Source organism: Variovorax sp. GW823-FHT02B07, assembly GCF_058797695.1.
In genome coordinates this window covers 569,552-584,369 of record NZ_JBXAJX010000001.1, presented here as the reverse complement: position 1 = coordinate 584,369, position 14,818 = coordinate 569,552, and the positions used below count along the sequence as shown (strand labels likewise).

16 protein-coding genes are annotated in these 14,818 nt (G+C 69.0%); 14 read left to right on the top strand and 2 right to left on the bottom strand.

Going from position 1 to position 14,818, the window contains the following annotated elements; genetic code table 11:
* Positions 1-4: 4 nt before the first annotated feature.
* The 7 genes from AC1RGU_RS02835 (at position 5) to AC1RGU_RS02805 (ending at position 5,265) form a co-directional block, all read left to right on the top strand.
* Positions 5-445: a surface-adhesin E family protein gene (locus tag AC1RGU_RS02835; protein WP_492694598.1), complete on the top strand. Its 441-nt coding sequence runs from the start codon at positions 5-7 to the stop codon at positions 443-445.
* A 170-nt stretch (positions 446-615) separates the two neighbouring features.
* Positions 616-1,989 (top strand): chromate efflux transporter, encoded by a 1,374-nt coding sequence (gene chrA / locus AC1RGU_RS02830; protein ID WP_492694596.1) that lies wholly within the window; start codon positions 616-618, stop codon positions 1,987-1,989.
* Between the two features lie 10 nt (positions 1,990-1,999).
* Positions 2,000-2,926 carry a Fe-Mn family superoxide dismutase gene (locus AC1RGU_RS02825; protein ID WP_492694594.1) on the top strand — a complete coding sequence of 309 codons (927 nt, stop codon included), beginning with the start codon at positions 2,000-2,002 and terminating at the stop codon, positions 2,924-2,926.
* Entirely contained in the window at positions 2,923-3,381 is a 459-nt protein-coding gene (locus tag AC1RGU_RS02820) for a chromate resistance protein ChrB domain-containing protein (RefSeq protein ID WP_492694592.1), read from the top strand. Before AC1RGU_RS02825 ends, AC1RGU_RS02820 begins: the two co-directional genes overlap by 4 nt.
* 152 nt (positions 3,382-3,533) lie before the next feature.
* On the top strand, positions 3,534-3,830 hold the full coding sequence (locus AC1RGU_RS02815) for a hypothetical protein (protein ID WP_492694590.1): 297 nt from the start codon (positions 3,534-3,536) through the stop codon (positions 3,828-3,830).
* A gap of 39 nt (positions 3,831-3,869) precedes the next feature.
* Positions 3,870-4,244: a DUF2845 domain-containing protein gene (locus AC1RGU_RS02810; protein ID WP_492694588.1), complete on the top strand. Its 375-nt coding sequence runs from the start codon at positions 3,870-3,872 to the stop codon at positions 4,242-4,244.
* A 205-nt stretch (positions 4,245-4,449) separates the two neighbouring features.
* Positions 4,450-5,265, top strand: coding sequence for a class I SAM-dependent methyltransferase (locus AC1RGU_RS02805; protein WP_492694586.1), 816 nt, complete (start codon positions 4,450-4,452; stop codon positions 5,263-5,265).
* A 7-nt stretch (positions 5,266-5,272) separates the two neighbouring features.
* On the opposite strand, the gene AC1RGU_RS02800 is transcribed toward AC1RGU_RS02805, so the two are convergent.
* Both AC1RGU_RS02800 and AC1RGU_RS02795 read right to left on the bottom strand, forming a co-directional pair.
* Positions 5,273-5,623 (bottom strand): DUF2200 domain-containing protein, encoded by a 351-nt coding sequence (locus AC1RGU_RS02800; RefSeq protein WP_492694584.1) that lies wholly within the window; start codon positions 5,621-5,623, stop codon positions 5,273-5,275.
* Positions 5,624-5,666: 43 nt separating this feature from the next.
* Entirely contained in the window at positions 5,667-6,380 is a 714-nt protein-coding gene (locus tag AC1RGU_RS02795) for a helix-turn-helix domain-containing protein (protein ID WP_492694582.1), read from the bottom strand.
* A 204-nt stretch (positions 6,381-6,584) separates the two neighbouring features.
* Here AC1RGU_RS02795 and AC1RGU_RS02790 point away from each other — a divergent pair, with 204 nt between their 5' ends.
* The 7 genes from AC1RGU_RS02790 to AC1RGU_RS02760 are packed head-to-tail and all read left to right on the top strand — an operon-like array spanning position 6,585 to position 14,810.
* Complete coding sequence (locus AC1RGU_RS02790; protein WP_492694580.1) at positions 6,585-7,739, top strand: NAD(P)/FAD-dependent oxidoreductase; 1,155 nt, start codon at positions 6,585-6,587, stop codon at positions 7,737-7,739.
* A 43-nt stretch (positions 7,740-7,782) separates the two neighbouring features.
* The gene (locus AC1RGU_RS02785; RefSeq protein WP_159274575.1) at positions 7,783-9,234 is read left to right on the top strand and encodes a M81 family metallopeptidase; all 1,452 of its coding nucleotides are present in this window, start codon (positions 7,783-7,785) and stop codon (positions 9,232-9,234) included.
* A gap of 49 nt (positions 9,235-9,283) precedes the next feature.
* Complete coding sequence (locus tag AC1RGU_RS02780; protein ID WP_492694577.1) at positions 9,284-10,867, top strand: ABC transporter substrate-binding protein; 1,584 nt, start codon at positions 9,284-9,286, stop codon at positions 10,865-10,867.
* 15 nt (positions 10,868-10,882) lie between these two features.
* Positions 10,883-11,818: an ABC transporter permease gene (locus tag AC1RGU_RS02775; RefSeq protein ID WP_056574393.1), complete on the top strand. Its 936-nt coding sequence runs from the start codon at positions 10,883-10,885 to the stop codon at positions 11,816-11,818.
* Positions 11,819-11,843: 25 nt separating this feature from the next.
* Positions 11,844-12,758, top strand: a complete 915-nt coding sequence (locus AC1RGU_RS02770; protein ID WP_492694575.1) for an ABC transporter permease — start codon at positions 11,844-11,846, stop codon at positions 12,756-12,758.
* 13 nt (positions 12,759-12,771) lie between these two features.
* Positions 12,772-13,806: an ABC transporter ATP-binding protein gene (locus AC1RGU_RS02765; protein ID WP_492694573.1), complete on the top strand. Its 1,035-nt coding sequence runs from the start codon at positions 12,772-12,774 to the stop codon at positions 13,804-13,806.
* Positions 13,803-14,810 carry an ABC transporter ATP-binding protein gene (locus AC1RGU_RS02760; protein ID WP_492694571.1) on the top strand — a complete coding sequence of 336 codons (1,008 nt, stop codon included), beginning with the start codon at positions 13,803-13,805 and terminating at the stop codon, positions 14,808-14,810. Before AC1RGU_RS02765 ends, AC1RGU_RS02760 begins: the two co-directional genes overlap by 4 nt.
* The last annotated feature ends 8 nt before the right edge of the window (positions 14,811-14,818 follow it).

Here is a 14,818-nt window from a genome sequence, read left to right as displayed (position 1 = left end):
ACCAATGAAGCCTCGTCTGCCCGAGCACCGCGCCGTGCTGGCACGCCACCTTGTCGCATTCGCTTGCGCAGCGGCGACCTTGCTGACTGCAGTTGCCACACACGCCGCCGACACCTGGACCGAGATCGCCACCACCCCGCGCAAGCAGGTCCTGCTGCAGCGCGATTCGATCAAGCCGCATGGCGATGCCGTGGAAGCATGGACGCTCTACCGCTACGACGAACTGCAGACCGACGTGGGCAAGACCCCGTTTCGCACCTCGCGCTATCTCTACGACTACGACTGCAAGGGCCGGCGTGAAAAGATGCGCCGCGTCGTCAGCCACAACGGGCCGCTGGAAGTGCACGACATCGACCTCGCCCGGCGCAGCGAGTGGAAGGCCGTGGGCGGTCCGACCACGGTGAGCGGGATCGTGTTCAAGCACGTGTGCGCGAAGGCGCGTTGACCGAAAAGACGCACGGGCGCCTTCCAGCAACGTGAAGAGGGTCTGAGGGCCTCACGTTGCCAGCAGGAACTGCCACTGCTACGATGCCCTTCCGCGGGAAAACAGCCTCCCGCGCTGCAAAGCAAGACGGTGTCCCGTCCAAGCGCTGGTGACCCTCAACGGAGTTTTCCGTGGACACCGCCTTGCCTGACGCCTCCTCTGCGCTTCCTGCGCCTCCCACGCCCATTTCCTTTGCCGAAGCGTTTCGCTTCTGGCTCAAGCTCGGCTTCATCAGTTTCGGCGGGCCCGCCGGGCAGATCGCGATCATGCATGCGGAGCTGGTCGAGCGGCGGCGCTGGATCAGCGAGAAGCGCTTCCTGCATGCGCTGAACTTCTGCATGCTGCTGCCCGGCCCCGAAGCGCAGCAGCTGGCCACCTACATCGGCTGGCTCATGCACCGCACGCGCGGCGGCCTCGTGGCCGGCGCCCTGTTCGTGCTGCCCTCGCTGTTCATCCTCATCGCGCTGTCGTGGGTCTACCTGCGCTTCGGCAACGTGCCCGTAGTGGCCGGCATCTTCTACGGCATCAAGCCGGCCGTGACCGCGCTGGTGCTGCATGCGGCGCACCGCATCGGCAGCCGCGCGCTGAAGAACCGGTGGATGTGGGGCATCGCCGCCGCGGCCTTCGTCGCCATCTTCGCGTTCGATGCGCCGTTTCCGGCGATCGTGCTGGCGGCCGGCCTGATCGGCCACTTCGGCGCGCGACGGGCGCCCGAGGTGTTCGCACTCGGCGGCGGCCATGGCAGCGCGCAACAACACTACGGCCCGGCGCTGATCGACGACGACACGCCCACGCCGGCGCACGCGCGCTTTTCACGCGCGCACCTGCTCAAAATTCTGGGCATCGGCCTGGGCCTGTGGCTGCTGGCCGTGGGCGTGCTCGTCGCGACCCAGGGCCTGCACGGCACGCTCACGCAGATGGGGTGGTTCTTCACCAAGGCCGCGCTGCTGACCTTCGGCGGCGCCTATGCCGTGCTGCCCTACGTGTACCAGGGGGCCGTCGAGCAGTACCACTGGCTTTCAGGCGCGCAGATGATCGACGGGCTGGCGCTGGGAGAGACCACGCCGGGTCCGCTCATCATGGTGGTGGCCTTCGTCGGCTTTGTCGGCGGCTGGCTGACGCAGGTGCTGGGGCCCGACTCGCTGTTCCTCGGCGGCGCGCTGGCAGCGACGGTCGTCACCTTCTTCACCTTCCTGCCCTCGTTCGTCTTCATCCTGGCGGGCGGGCCGGCCATCGAGGCCACGCACGGCCGGCTGGGCTTCACGGCGCCGCTGTCGGCGATCACCGCGGCGGTGGTGGGCGTGATCCTGAACCTGGCGCTGTTCTTCGCGTACCACGTGCTCTGGCCGCACGGTTTCGCAGGCCGCTTCGACGCGATCTCGGCGGTGATGGCCGTGGCCGCGGCCGTCGCCCTGTTCCGCTTCAAGGTCGGCGTGATGACGTTGCTCGGTGCCTGCGCGGCCATCGGGTTGGCGCTCACGTGGCTGTCTGCCCTGCCGCGCTGAAGGAGTTCCCATGGACGCCCGGCCCCAACCATTGCCCTTCGATCCCGCCACGCTGCGTGGCTTGTCGCAGAAGCTTCTGAACAGCCATCACCAGAACAACTATGGCGGCGCCATCAAGCGCCTCAACGCCATCCGCGCGCAGCTCGCCACGGCATCGTTCACCGCCATGCCCGGCTTCGCGCTCAACGGCCTCAAGCGCGAAGAGCTCATCGCCAGCAACTCGATGCTGCTGCACGAGCTGTACTTCGCATCGCTCGGCGGCGACGGCCGGTCGATGGAGCCCGCGATGGCGCTCGCCCTGGCGGCAAATTTCGGCAGCGTCGATCGATGGCGCGAGGAATTCGCAGCGATGGGAAAGGCGCTTGGCGGCGGCTCGGGCTGGGTGCTACTCACCTTCCAGCCGCGCGAGGGCACGCTGGTCAACCAATGGGCTGCTGACCACACCCATGCGCTGGCGGGCGGCATGCCGCTGCTGGCGCTGGACATGTACGAGCACGCCTACCACCTGGACCACGGCGCCGCCGCCGGTGCGTACGTCGATGCCTTCATGGCCAACATCGACTGGGCCCCGGTGTACGCGCGCTACCAGCAGGCGGTGCACGCCGCCAGCGAACCCTTCGGCGCGGCGCAGGACGACGTGGCCGGCTCGATGCTGCTCGACGTGCGCCGTGCCGGCGTGTTCGCGCAGGCCGCGTCGATGATCCCCGGCGCCCGCTGGTGCGACCCGGCCGCGGTCGATCGCTGGGCCGCCGAACTCCCGGCCGACCGCGCGCTGGTCGTCTACTGCGTGTACGGCCACGAGGTGGGGCGCAGCACGGCCCTGCGGCTGCGCGCCGCGGGCCTGGATGCCCGTTATCTGCGCGGCGGCATCGACGGCTGGCAGGCCGCCGGCCGTCCGCTCCAGCCCAAGCCTGCCGACCCAGGAGCCACGTCATGAAATGGATCACCCGCGAACGCCCGAAGATCGACCGCATTGCCTGCCCGTGGCTGATCCTGCGCTTCATCGACCGCGAGGCCGAGTTTCTCTACGTGCCGCCGGCGGACGTGCTGGCCATGGCGCAAAGCACCGGCGCCACGCCCTACGACATTCCGGGCGTGGAGATGAGCCACGTCGGCGAGCGCTGCAGCTTCGACGCCTTCCTCGCGAAGTACCGGCTCACCGAGCCTGCGCTGCACCAGCTGGCCGACATCGTGCGCGGGGCGGACACCTCGCGGCTCGACCTCACGCCGCAGTCGGCAGGGCTCTACGCGATCTCGCTGGGCCTGTCGCGCGTGTTCGCCGATGACCACGCCATGCTGCAGCACGGGCTCGTGATGTACGACGCGCTCTATGCCTGGTGCAGCGAGGGCCGTGGCGAGACGCACAACTGGCCGCCGAAGATGCCGGGTTGAAACGGATCGACGAACGACTGACGAACACGGATGACGATGGCCTGCCTTGCCGGAAGCACGCTAACATTTCGCCCGGCTCCGCCGCACCACCCGGGTCGGACCCTTGAACGCACAGCGACAACCCAGGGTGTCACCGCAAATGGAGCGTCCCGATGTGGAGCATCCTGGCCGACCTTGTCGTCGGCATCTTTGATTTCGTTCTCGATGTCCTGCTGTTCCGCGGCCTGCGCCGCAAGCACGGCCAGCGCCACCGCAGCATGACGGAAGACACCGTCGAGGTCGCGCGCTTCGATTTCGTCACGCTGACTTTCATCGCGCTGATCAGCGTCGGCTTGATGCTGATCCTGGCGATCGGATTCGATGTGCCGGCGGGCTGGAGCGTGGGCATCGGCATCACCGTCGGCGCAATCTGGGGCCTCTGGCGGTATGCCCAGCTGGTTCGTGAATGAGTTAGTGATGAACGCATGAAGCACTCAAGAGGGTCAACGATGCAGGGCACGACTCGTTTCGCACGCCTGGTCACCGGGGTTTCGATCGCAGCGGCCGCCTTGCTGATCGCCAGTTCCGCGGCAGCACAGTCCCTCGCCTGCAACGGCTACCTCGTCGGAAAAGGGGCGTCGCCCGCGACCTTGCTCCAGACCTGCGGCGAGCCGGTCTACCGGCAGATGGTCTGCGTGCCGATGGTGCAGCTGGGCTGGGTGCTCACGCCCTATCGGCCGGGCAGCCCCGAGGCGGTGCTGGCCAATCAATGCGTACCGATGGAAGAGTGGACCTACGACCGCGGGCCGGGCACCTTCTTCGGCATCGTGCGCATCTACAACGGCACCATCGAATCGGTGCGCGACGGGGACCGCGGCCGTTAGGGGGTCGACCGATCGGCGCGCCCGAAACGCCCGGCAACATCTCCGGTACCCACTACAGGGGAGGACGCCCGCGCAACGGCGTTGACGACGATGCCTGGCAGGGCCACCATGGCCCATCGTCCCCGTCACGCATGCCCAAACAGGCAACGGACTCGTTGGAGCAAGGGAGCAGGCCCGCTCTGTTCAGAGCTTTCAAGGAGTTCCCATGGCCGACGAAAGCGACAAGGTGTTCGCGGGTTCGATCCCGACGTTCTACGACACGCTGATGGTCCCCCTGATCTTCGAGGGCTACGCCGTCGACGCGGCCGCCCTGGTCGCTGCGTTCTCGCCCGGTGCGGTGCTGGAAACGGCGGCCGGCAGCGGCGCGGTCACGCGGATGCTGGCACCCCAGCTCGGCGCCGGTGCGCGCTACGTGGTGACCGACCTCAACCCCGCCATGCTCGACTACGCCGTCACGCGGCAGGCGAGGGACAACCGCATCGAATGGCGGCAGGCCGACGCGCTCGCCCTGCCGTTCGAGAACGCCTCATTCGATGTGGTCCTGTGCCAGTTCGGCGCCATGTTCTTCCCGGACCGTGTCGCCGGCTACAGCGAGGCGCGCCGCGTGCTCAAGCCCGGCGGGCGCTTCGTGTTCAGCGTCTGGGACCGCATCGAAGACAACGCCTTCGCCGACGACGTCACCCGCGCCGTCGCCACCGTGTTCCCGGACGACCCGCCGCGCTTTCTCGCGCGCACGCCGCACGGCTACCACGACGTCGCACAGATCCGCGACGACCTGCGCCGCGCGGGGTTCACCGACATCGAGGTCCAGACGCACGAGAAGCTGAGCCGCTCGCCCTCGGCACGCGAGGTGGCGGTGGCCTACTGCCAGGGCACGCCGCTGCGCAACGAGATCGAGGCGCGCGATGCGAGCCTGCTCCAGCTCGCGACCGACCGCGCGGAGGAGGCGATTGCCAGCCGGCATGGCGCGGGGCCGGTGGCTGGGAAGATCCAGGCGCACGTCATCGTGGCGACGGGCTAGAAAGGCACTACGTCCGCAGGATCTTCTCGATCGCCTTGCCCTTGGCCAGCTCGTCGACCAGCTTGTCCATGTAGCGGATCTTCTGCATCAGCGGGTCTTCGACTTCCTCGACGCGCACGCCGCACACCACGCCCTTGATCAGCGCGCGGTTCGGGTGCAGCGCCGGGGCCTGCGCGAAGAAGGTCCTGAAATCGTTCTGCTGTTCGATCTGCTGCTGCAGCCCCGCCGCGTCGTAGCCGGTGAGCCAGCAGATGAGCTGATCGACTTCGTCTTTCGTGCGTTGCTTGCGTTCCGCTTTCTGGACGTACATCGGGTACACCTTGGCGAACGGCATCGCGAAAATCTTGTGCTCGGACATCGTCATGTCTCCTTCAAGTCGGGCCGCAGGCTGACGCGGGCGCTCAGCCCTTGCGGCCACCTGCGGTCTTCTTCACCGCCACAGTCTTGCGCGCCGGCTTCATCGCAGGCGCCTCGCGCGCCGACTTCATGTGCCCGCTCTCCCCCGAGGTCATGCCCACGATCTTCGCGAGCTGGCGGCTCACGCTCACGTAGGCGTGGCCGAGGCGGCTGTCGAAGTACAGCGAGTCGCCGCGCGCCAGGCGCACCACCTCGCCGTTGTCGAAGTACACGTCGATCTCGCCCGACAGCACGTAGGCGAACTCTTCGCCCGTGTGGCGCACGAAGTCTTCGGGGCCGTTGATTCGGCGCGCGTGCACGGTGCCGACGATGGGGCTCATCTGCTTGCCGGCGGCGGTGGTGCCCAGGAACTCATAGGCGATGGCCAGCCCCTTGTAGACCACGCCCTTGCCCGCGCGCGTGACGACCGGGCCGTCGAGCTGCTCGGGCTTGACGCCGGCGCCCGCGAACATGGCGTTCATGTCCATCTCGAGCGCGCGGCCCAGCGCGGTGAAGTTCTCGTAGCCGAGCGCGAGCTGGCCGCGCTCGGCGCGCGAGATGGTGGTGATCGACACGCCGGAGCGCTCGGCCAGTTGCGCCAGCGTCCAGCCGAAACGCTTGCGCGCGGTGCGCAGGCGATGGCCGAAAGTGGTGCGGTCCAGCGTGGGCGGCTCTTCCTTCGGCTTCGCCCCGCCCCGGTTCCCTGTGTGTGGAGTCACGCTTGGCTTTCTCTAGGTATGCCGGGCGATTCTGCCAGCCCCGCGCCCGGCCGGCCACGCACGGCGCGACAGCCCCGGCATGCGTTTTGCGTATGCGCAAATTGCGTGTACGCAAATTTCACCTTGGTGGTGCACCCATGGTTTCCCCTTGGTCGGCGCAAATCAATTTGCGTATCCGCAAATTTCTACCTACACTTTTCGGCGATGACAACAAACACAACCACTCCCGTCGTGGCCGACTACCTCGTGATCGGCGGCGGCATCGCCGGGGCCTCGGTGGCCCACTGGCTCGCCCCGCATGCCCGCGTGATCCTGCTCGAACGCGAAGCCCAGCCGGGCTACCACTCCACCGGCCGTTCGGCCGCGCTCTTCATGGAGAGCTACGGCACGCCGCAGGTGCGCGCCCTCACCATGGCCAGCCGCGCCTTCCTCGAACACCCGCCCGAAGGCTTTGCCGAGCACCCGCTGCTCACGCCACGCGGCGCGATGATGGTCGCGGGCACCGAGCACCTGCACGAACTCGAGGCGCACTGGGAACTGCTGCGCGCCATGGACGTCGGCGCCCAGCGCCTCGACGGCGAGCAGGCGCGCGAGATGGTGCCGGCGCTGCGCCCCGAGCAGGTGGCCGGCGCGGTGTACGAACCCGACGCCTCCGACATGGACGTGCACGCCATCCACCAGGGCTACCTGCGCGGCATGCGCCAGGCCGGCGGCAAGCTGGTGTGCGACGCCGAGGTCACGGCTATGGAACGCGTGGGCGAGCGCTGGCGCGTGACGGCCGGCGACGCGGTGTACGAAGCGCCCGTGGTGCTCAACGCAGCGGGCGCCTGGGTCGACACCATCGCGCAACTGGCCGGTGTGCGCCCGCTGGGCATCGAGCCGCGCCGCCGCTCGGCCTTCATCTTCGCGCCGCCCGAGGGCCAGAGCGTGGCGCACTGGCCGATGGTGTTCGCCGCCGACGAAGGCTGGTACATCAAGCCCGACGCCGGCATGCTGCTGGGCTCGCCGGCCAACGCCGACCCGGTCGAGCCGCAGGACGTGCAGCCCGAAGAGATGGACATCGCCATCGCCATGCACCGCATCGAGGAGGCGACCACGCTCGCCATCCGCCGCCCCACGCGCACCTGGGCCGGCCTGCGCTCCTTCGTGGCCGACGGCGACCTGGTGGGCGGCTTCGCGCCCGACGCGCCCGGCTTCTTCTGGGTCGCGGCACAAGGCGGCTACGGCATCCAGACCTCGGCCGCCATGGGCGAAGCCTGCGCCGCGCTGGCACGCGGCCTGCCGCTGCCCGAGCGCATCGCGGGCTTCGGGCTCACGGCCGAGATGCTCGGCCCGCAGCGCCTGCGCACGGCCGGCTGATCCCCGTTCCCTCCCCCACCAATCTTCCCCACGAGAAATCACCATGCGTGTCTTCAGTGCCTCCCTCGCGACCGAAACCAACACCTTCGGCCCGATGCCGACCGGCATCGCTTCCTTCAAGGACCGCGGCTACTTTCCCGCCGGCCAGCATCCCGATGCGCTGACGATCTACTCGGGCCCGCTGTGGGCCGCGCGCATCCGCGGCAAGGAAAAGGGCTGGACGCTGCTCGAAGGCATGGTGGCGGGCGCGCAGCCCAGCGGCATCACCACGCGCCACGCCTACGAAACCCTGCGCGACGAAATGCTGAACGACCTGCGCGCCGCGCTGCCGGTCGACATGGTGCTGCTCGGCCTGCACGGCGCGATGGTGGCCGACGGCTACGACGACTGCGAAGGCGACATGCTGGCGCGCGTGCGCCAGATCGTCGGCCCTGATGTGGTGATCGGCGCCGAGCTCGACCCGCACAACCACCTCACGCCCGCCATGGTGGACAACGCCAACGTGATGGTCTCCTTCAAGGAGTACCCGCACACCGACGTGCTTGAGCGCGGGCTGGAGCTGGTCGACATCTGCGCCGCGGCCGTGGAAGGCAAGGTCAAGCCGGTGGTCGCGATGGTCGACTGCGACATCATCGTCACCGTCCACACCTCGCGCGAACCGGCGCGCAGCTTCGTGCAGCGCATGCAGGCGCTCGAAGGCAAGGACGGCGTGCTCTCGGTCTCGCTCACGCACGGCTTCTCGTGGGGCGACGTGCCCGAGATGGGTACCAAGGTGCTGGTCTACACCGACGGCGACCAGGCCAAGGCGAATGCCCTGGCGCGCCAGCTCGCCGACGAAGTCATCGCCATGCGCGACGGCCTCACCGTCAACTACCCCAGCATCGACGACTCGCTCGACGAAGCCCTGGCCTTCGACGGCGGCCCCGTGGTGCTGGCCGACGGCGCCGACAACCCCGGCGGCGGCGCGGCGAGCGACTCCACCTTCATCCTGCGCCGCATGCTGGAGCGCGGCATCACCAACGCCGCGCTGGGCCCGATGTGGGACCCGATCGCCGTGCGCATCGCCTTCGACGCCGGCGTGGGCGCCAGGCTGCAGATGCGCATCGGCGGCAAGATCAGTCCGCTGTCGGGCGACCCGCTGGACCTCGAATGCACCGTGAAGGCGCTGAAGGAAGACCTGGTGATGACGGGCTTGTCGAACACGCCCACCGCCATGGGCGACTGCGCGCTGGTCGAGGTGAACGGCATCGACATCGTGCTGATCACGCGGCGCAACCAGGCCATGGGCACCGACCTGTTCACGCAGCTGGGCTGCGACCTGGCGGCCAAGAAGATCGTCGTGGTCAAGTCGTCGCAGCACTTCTACGCGTCGTACTCGCAGGTGGCCAAGCACGTGATCTACGCCGGCGCACCGGGCGCCGTGACGCTCGACCTCACCACCCTGCCGTACCGCAAGGCTCGCCTGCCGAAGTGGCCCATCGGCGTCGCCGCCTGAACTCCCTCTTCTTCTTTTTTGTTTCGCCCCACCGACCGGAGAACCGACGATGACCCGACGAACGCTTGCTGCCCTCGCTGCCCTGGCCCTTTCGGCCGCCAGCCTTCCCGCGCTCGCCCAGACGCCGCCCAAGACACTCAAGGTGGTGGCGCATGCCGACCTGAAGATCCTCGACCCGACCTTCACCACGGCCTACATCTCGCGCAACTTCGGCCACATGGTGTACGACACGCTGTTCGCGCAGGACGCCACCGGCAAGCCGCAGCCGCAGATGGTCGAGAAGTACACGACCTCCAAGGACGGCAAGCAGTGGAGCTTCACGCTGCGCCCCGGCCTGAAGTTCTCCGACGGCGCCGCCGTGACCTCGGCCGACGCCGTGGCCTCGCTGCAGCGCTGGGCGGCGCGCGACAGCCTGGGCCGCGCCATGACGGCCGTGGGTGCCGAGTGGAAGGCGACCGACGCGCGCACCCTCACGCTCACGCTCACGCTCAACGAGCCCTTCGGCATGGTGCTCGACGCGCTGGCCAAGCCCTCGGGCTTTCCGCCTGTGATCCTGCCCGAGCGCATCGCCAAGCTGCCGGCCACCGCGCCCCTCACCGAGGTCGTCGGCTCGGGGCCCTTCATCTTCAAGCGTGACGAATGGGTGCCGGGCAACAAGACGGTGTTCGTGCGCAACCCGAACTACGTGGCGCGCAGCGAGCCGCCGAGCGGCCTGGCCGGCAGCAAGAAGACCAGCCTCGACCGCGTCGAATGGCTCTACCTGCCCGACGCCAACAGCGCGATCTCGGCGCTCAAGCGCGGCGAGGTCGACTACATCGAGCAACTGCCGCCCGACTACATCGCACCGCTGCGCACCGACAGCAACATCAAGATCGGCTCCGGCGGCGCCTACCAGGGCTTCCTGGTGATGAACCAGCTGCACCCGCCCTTCGACAACCCGAAGGTGCGCCAGGCGCTGCTGCAGGCCGTGAACCAGGAACGCTTCGTCGCGGCCATGGGCTTCCCACTGGACATGCGCATGGCCTACTGCGCCACCTGGTTCATCTGCGGCAGCCCCAACGACACCTCGGCCGGTGCGGAGCCCTTCCGCAAGGCCGACGTCGCCAAGGCGAAGAAGATGCTCGCCGACGCCGGCTACAAGGGCGAGAAGGTGGTGCTGATGGTGCCCAGCGACGTGCCCTACCTCAACGCCGAGGCGCTGATGGCCGCGCAGACCATGAAGAGCATCGGCCTGAACGTCGATGCGCAGACCATGGACTGGGCCTCGATCGGTGCGCGCCGCGCCAAGCGCGATGCGTCCGACGCCGGCGGCTGGAACATGTACGTCACGGTGGCCGGCGAGTTCGACGTGAACTCGCCCATCAGCAACGCCTACCTGGGCGCGGCCTGCGGCAACACGCTGCCCGGCTGGCCCTGCGACAAGAAACTCGACGAGCTGCGCACCGCCTGGCTGAAGGAAACCGTGCCGGCCAAGCGCAAGGAACTGCTCGACGCCTTCCAGTCGCGCGCCTACGAAGCCGTGCCGTACATCAACGCGGGCCAGTACTCGGCCGCGTTCGCGGCGCGCGCCAGCATCAAGGGGCTGGACAAGATGTGGGCCGGCATGCCCACCGTCTGGGTGCTCGACAAGTAAGCCACGCGCACCGCCATGGGCTACATCGTTCGACGCTTTCTTTCCACGCTGCCGGTGATGGCGGTGGTGGCCGTGGTGGTGTTCCTGCTGATCCACCTGTCGCCCGGCGACCCGGCCGCGCTCATCGCGGGCGACCTCGCCACCACCGAGGACATCGACAAGCTGCGCGCCGCGCTCGGCCTGAACCTGCCGCTGTGGCAGCAGTTCGGGCTGTGGATCGGCAAGATCTTCACCGGCGACCTGGGCACCTCGATCTTCACGCAGGTGCCCGTGACGCAGCTGCTCGGCCAGCGGCTGGAGCCCACGGTGTCGATCGCGGCGCTGACCATGCTCATCACGCTGGTGACGGCCGTGCCGCTGGGCACGCTCGCGGCCTACTGCGCGGGCACCTGGATCGACCGCCTCGTGATGCTGTTCGCCGTGCTGGCGTTCTCGGTGCCGGTGTTCCTCGTGGGCTACCTGCTGGTCTACACCTTCGCGGTGCAGCTGCCGTGGTTCCCGGTGCAGGGCTACGTGAACTTCTCCGAAGGCCCCGGCGCCTGGCTGCGCGCGCTGGTGCTGCCCTGCGTGAACCTGGCGCTGGTGTACATCGCGCTGGTGACGCGCATGACGCGCGCCACCGTGCTCGAGGTGCTGCACGAGGACTACATCCGCACCGCGCGCGCCAAGGGCCTGGGCGTGCTGCCGGTGCTGGGCCATGCGCTGCGCAACGCGGCCATTCCCATCGCCACCACCATCGGCGCGGGCATTGCGCTCCTGATCGGCGGCGTGGTGGTCACCGAGACGGTGTTCGCCATTCCGGGCGTGGGCCGGCTGGTGATCGATTCGGTGCAGCGCCACGACTACCCGGTGATCCAGAGCGTGCTGCTGCTGTCGGCGGGCGTGTACGTGCTGATCAACCTCCTGATCGATTTGAGCTACCGCCTGTTCGATCCGCGCATCCAGTACTAGAACAACGAACGAGCCCCACGACGCCATGTCCACTGCCCTGCCCTTGCGCGAGGTCGATGCGCCGGTTCCCGCCGCCGTTGCCGACGCCACCGAAGACCCTCCTTGCGTACCGCCGCGCTGGCGCTGGGTGCGCAAGCACCCGACGCTGATCGTCGGCGCGCTGCTGCTCATCGCGGTGGCTGCGCTCTCCATCGCCGCCCCCTGGATCGCCACCCACGACCCGCAGGACATAGACCCGCTGGCGCGCATGCAGCCGGCTTCGGCCGAGCACTGGTTCGGCACCGACGCGCTGGGCCGCGACGTGTTCAGCCGCGCCGTGTGGGGCGGTCGCGTGTCGATGATCGTGGGCGCCTCGGTGGCCGTGCTCGCCACCTTCTTCGGCATCGCGCTGGGCCTGGTTTCGGGCTTCGTGCGCTGGGCCGACGGCCCGATCATGCGGGTGATGGACGGCCTCATGGCCATCCCCGGCATCCTGCTGGCGATCGCGCTCATGGCGGTGACGCGCGCCAGCCTCACCACGGTGATCATCGCCATCACCGTGCCCGAGATTCCGCGCGTGGTGCGGCTGGTGCGCTCGCTGGCGCTCACGCTGCGCGAACAGCTGTTCGTGGAGGCCGCGCATGCGGTCGGCACGCGGCTGCCGGTGATCCTCGTGCGGCACGTGCTGCCGAACATCGTGGCGCCGCTGGTGGTGCAGGCCACCTTCGTGGCCGCCGCCGCCGTGCTCACCGAGGCCGCGCTGTCCTTCCTCGGCGTGGGCGTGCCTTCGCAGACGCCGAGCTGGGGCAACATGATGGCCGAGGGCCGCAACTTCGTGACCGTGGCGTTCCACATCATCCTGTACCCGGGCCTGCTGCTGGCGGCCACGGTGCTGGCCATCAACCTGCTCGGCGACGGCCTGCGCGATGCGCTCGACCCGCGCCTGGCGCGGCAGCTGTGAAGAGGAACGCGCCATGACCACTCCCATGTCCCAGGCCACCCTCGCCCCCGGCGAGCCCTTGCTCGAGGTCGACAACCTGCGCACCTACTTCAGCACGCTCGCGGGCACCGTGCGCTCGGTCGACGGCGTGTCGTACACCGTGCGCGCGGGCCGCACGCTCGGCGTGGTCGGCGAGTCGGGCTGCGGCAAGAGCGTGACGGCGCTGTCGATCCTGCGGCTGGTGCCCACGCCGCCCGGGCGCCACATGGGCGCCGTGCGCCTGCGCGGCACCGACCTGATGCAGCTGAGCGAACGCGAGATGCGGCAGATCCGCGGCAACCGCATCTCGATGATCTTCCAGGAGCCGATGACCTCGCTGAACCCGGTGCTCACCGTGGGCCGGCAGATCGCCGAGACGGTGCAGCTGCACCAGAAGGCCAGCCGCGCCGAGGCGCTGCAGCGCGCGGTCGAAATGCTGCGCCTGGTGCAGATCCCCGAGCCCGAGCGGCGCGTGAACGAGTACCCGCACCAGCTCTCGGGCGGCATGCGCCAGCGCGTGATGATCGCGCTGGCCCTGGCCTGCAACCCCGAGGTGCTGATCGCCGACGAGCCCACCACCGCGCTCGACGTGACCATCCAGGCGCAGATCCTCGACCTCATCAAGCGGCTGCAGAAAGAGCTGGGCATGGGCGTGGTGATGATCACGCACGACCTGGGCGTGGTGGCCGAGAGCTGCGACCGCGTGGTCGTCATGTACGCCGGCAAGAAGGTGGAAGAGGCCGACGTGATCGACCTCTTCGACCGCCCGCTGCACCCCTACACCCGCGCGCTGATGGCCTCGATGCCCGCCATGAGCACGTCGAGCGCGCGGCTGCACGAGATTCCGGGCATGGTGCCCGCCGCGCACGAGCTCGGGCGCGGCTGCGCCTTTGCCGCGCGCTGCGCGCAGGCGCGCGAACGCTGCCGCCGCGAAACGCCGCCGCTGTCCACGCAGGGCGACGGCCACGTGGTCGCCTGCTTCGCGGTGCAGGAACAATGGACCGACGAGGCTGCCGAGGTGAGCGCATGACGACAACGATAACCACAACAACATCCGCCAAGGCGCCGCTGCTGCAGGTGCGCGAGCTGCGCAAGCACTACACCTCGCCGCGGCGCTGGCTGCGCCCGACCAAGCCGGCCATCCAGGCGGTCGACGGCGTGTCGTTCACCGTGGGGCACGGCGAGACGCTGTCGCTGGTCGGCGAGTCGGGCTGCGGCAAGACCACCACGGCCAAGTCGGTGATGCGGCTGGTCGAGCCCACCTCGGGCTCGGTGCGCCTGAACGGCGAAGAGCTGCTGACCCTGCCCGCGAACGCGATGCGCCAGCGCCGGCGCGACCTGCAGATCATCTTCCAGGACCCGTACGCCTCGCTGAACCCGCGCCTCACAGCCGGCGACATCGTGGCCGAGCCGCTGCGCAACTTCGGCGACGTGTCGGTGGCCGAGCGGCGCGAGCGCGTGCAGTGGCTGTTCTCGCGCGTGGGCCTGCGGCCCGAGGCGGCGAAGAAGTTTCCGCACGAGTTCTCGGGCGGCCAGCGCCAGCGCCTGGGCATTGCGCGCGCGCTGGCGCTCAACCCCAAGCTGATCGTCTGCGACGAGCCCGTGTCGGCGCTCGACGTGTCGGTGCAGGCGCAGGTGGTCAACCTGCTGATGGACCTGCAGGCCGAGTTCGGCATCGCCTACCTGTTCGTCGCGCACGACCTCGCCGTGGTGCGCCACATCAGCCACCGCGTGGCCGTGATGTACCTCGGCCACATCGTGGAGATCGCCGACCGCGACACGCTGTTCTCGGCACCGCGCCATCCGTACACCGAGATCCTGCTGTCGGCCGTGCCCGTGCCCAACCCACGCACGCCGGCGCGCCGCCTGCTGCTGCAGGGCGACCCGCCGAGCCCGGCCAACCCGCCCTCGGGCTGCCGCTTTCACACGCGCTGCCCGATGGCGCAGGCCGTGTGCAAGGAGAAGACGCCCGAACTGAGCGAGCGCCCCTCGACTTCCCAGGGCGGCCACTGGGTCGCCTGCCACTTCCGTTGAAAGCATTG

Excerpts from the sequence above, each read along its gene's own strand:
- AC1RGU_RS02835 (WP_492694598.1), top strand. The coding sequence starts at position 5 with ATGAAGCCTCGTCTGCCCGAGCACCGCGCCGTGCTGGCACGCCACCTT.
- AC1RGU_RS02825 (WP_492694594.1), top strand. The coding sequence starts at position 2,000 with ATGGACGCCCGGCCCCAACCATTGCCCTTCGATCCCGCCACGCTGCGT.
- AC1RGU_RS02820 (WP_492694592.1), top strand. The coding sequence starts at position 2,923 with ATGAAATGGATCACCCGCGAACGCCCGAAGATCGACCGCATTGCCTGC.
- AC1RGU_RS02815 (WP_492694590.1), top strand. The coding sequence starts at position 3,534 with ATGTGGAGCATCCTGGCCGACCTTGTCGTCGGCATCTTTGATTTCGTT.
- AC1RGU_RS02810 (WP_492694588.1), top strand. The coding sequence starts at position 3,870 with ATGCAGGGCACGACTCGTTTCGCACGCCTGGTCACCGGGGTTTCGATC.
- AC1RGU_RS02805 (WP_492694586.1), top strand. The coding sequence starts at position 4,450 with ATGGCCGACGAAAGCGACAAGGTGTTCGCGGGTTCGATCCCGACGTTC.
- AC1RGU_RS02800 (WP_492694584.1), bottom strand. The coding sequence starts at position 5,623 with ATGTCCGAGCACAAGATTTTCGCGATGCCGTTCGCCAAGGTGTACCCG.
- AC1RGU_RS02790 (WP_492694580.1), top strand. The coding sequence starts at position 6,585 with ATGACAACAAACACAACCACTCCCGTCGTGGCCGACTACCTCGTGATC.
- AC1RGU_RS02785 (WP_159274575.1), top strand. The coding sequence starts at position 7,783 with ATGCGTGTCTTCAGTGCCTCCCTCGCGACCGAAACCAACACCTTCGGC.
- AC1RGU_RS02780 (WP_492694577.1), top strand. The coding sequence starts at position 9,284 with ATGACCCGACGAACGCTTGCTGCCCTCGCTGCCCTGGCCCTTTCGGCC.
- AC1RGU_RS02775 (WP_056574393.1), top strand. The coding sequence starts at position 10,883 with ATGGGCTACATCGTTCGACGCTTTCTTTCCACGCTGCCGGTGATGGCG.
- AC1RGU_RS02770 (WP_492694575.1), top strand. The coding sequence starts at position 11,844 with ATGTCCACTGCCCTGCCCTTGCGCGAGGTCGATGCGCCGGTTCCCGCC.
- AC1RGU_RS02765 (WP_492694573.1), top strand. The coding sequence starts at position 12,772 with ATGACCACTCCCATGTCCCAGGCCACCCTCGCCCCCGGCGAGCCCTTG.
- AC1RGU_RS02760 (WP_492694571.1), top strand. The coding sequence starts at position 13,803 with ATGACGACAACGATAACCACAACAACATCCGCCAAGGCGCCGCTGCTG.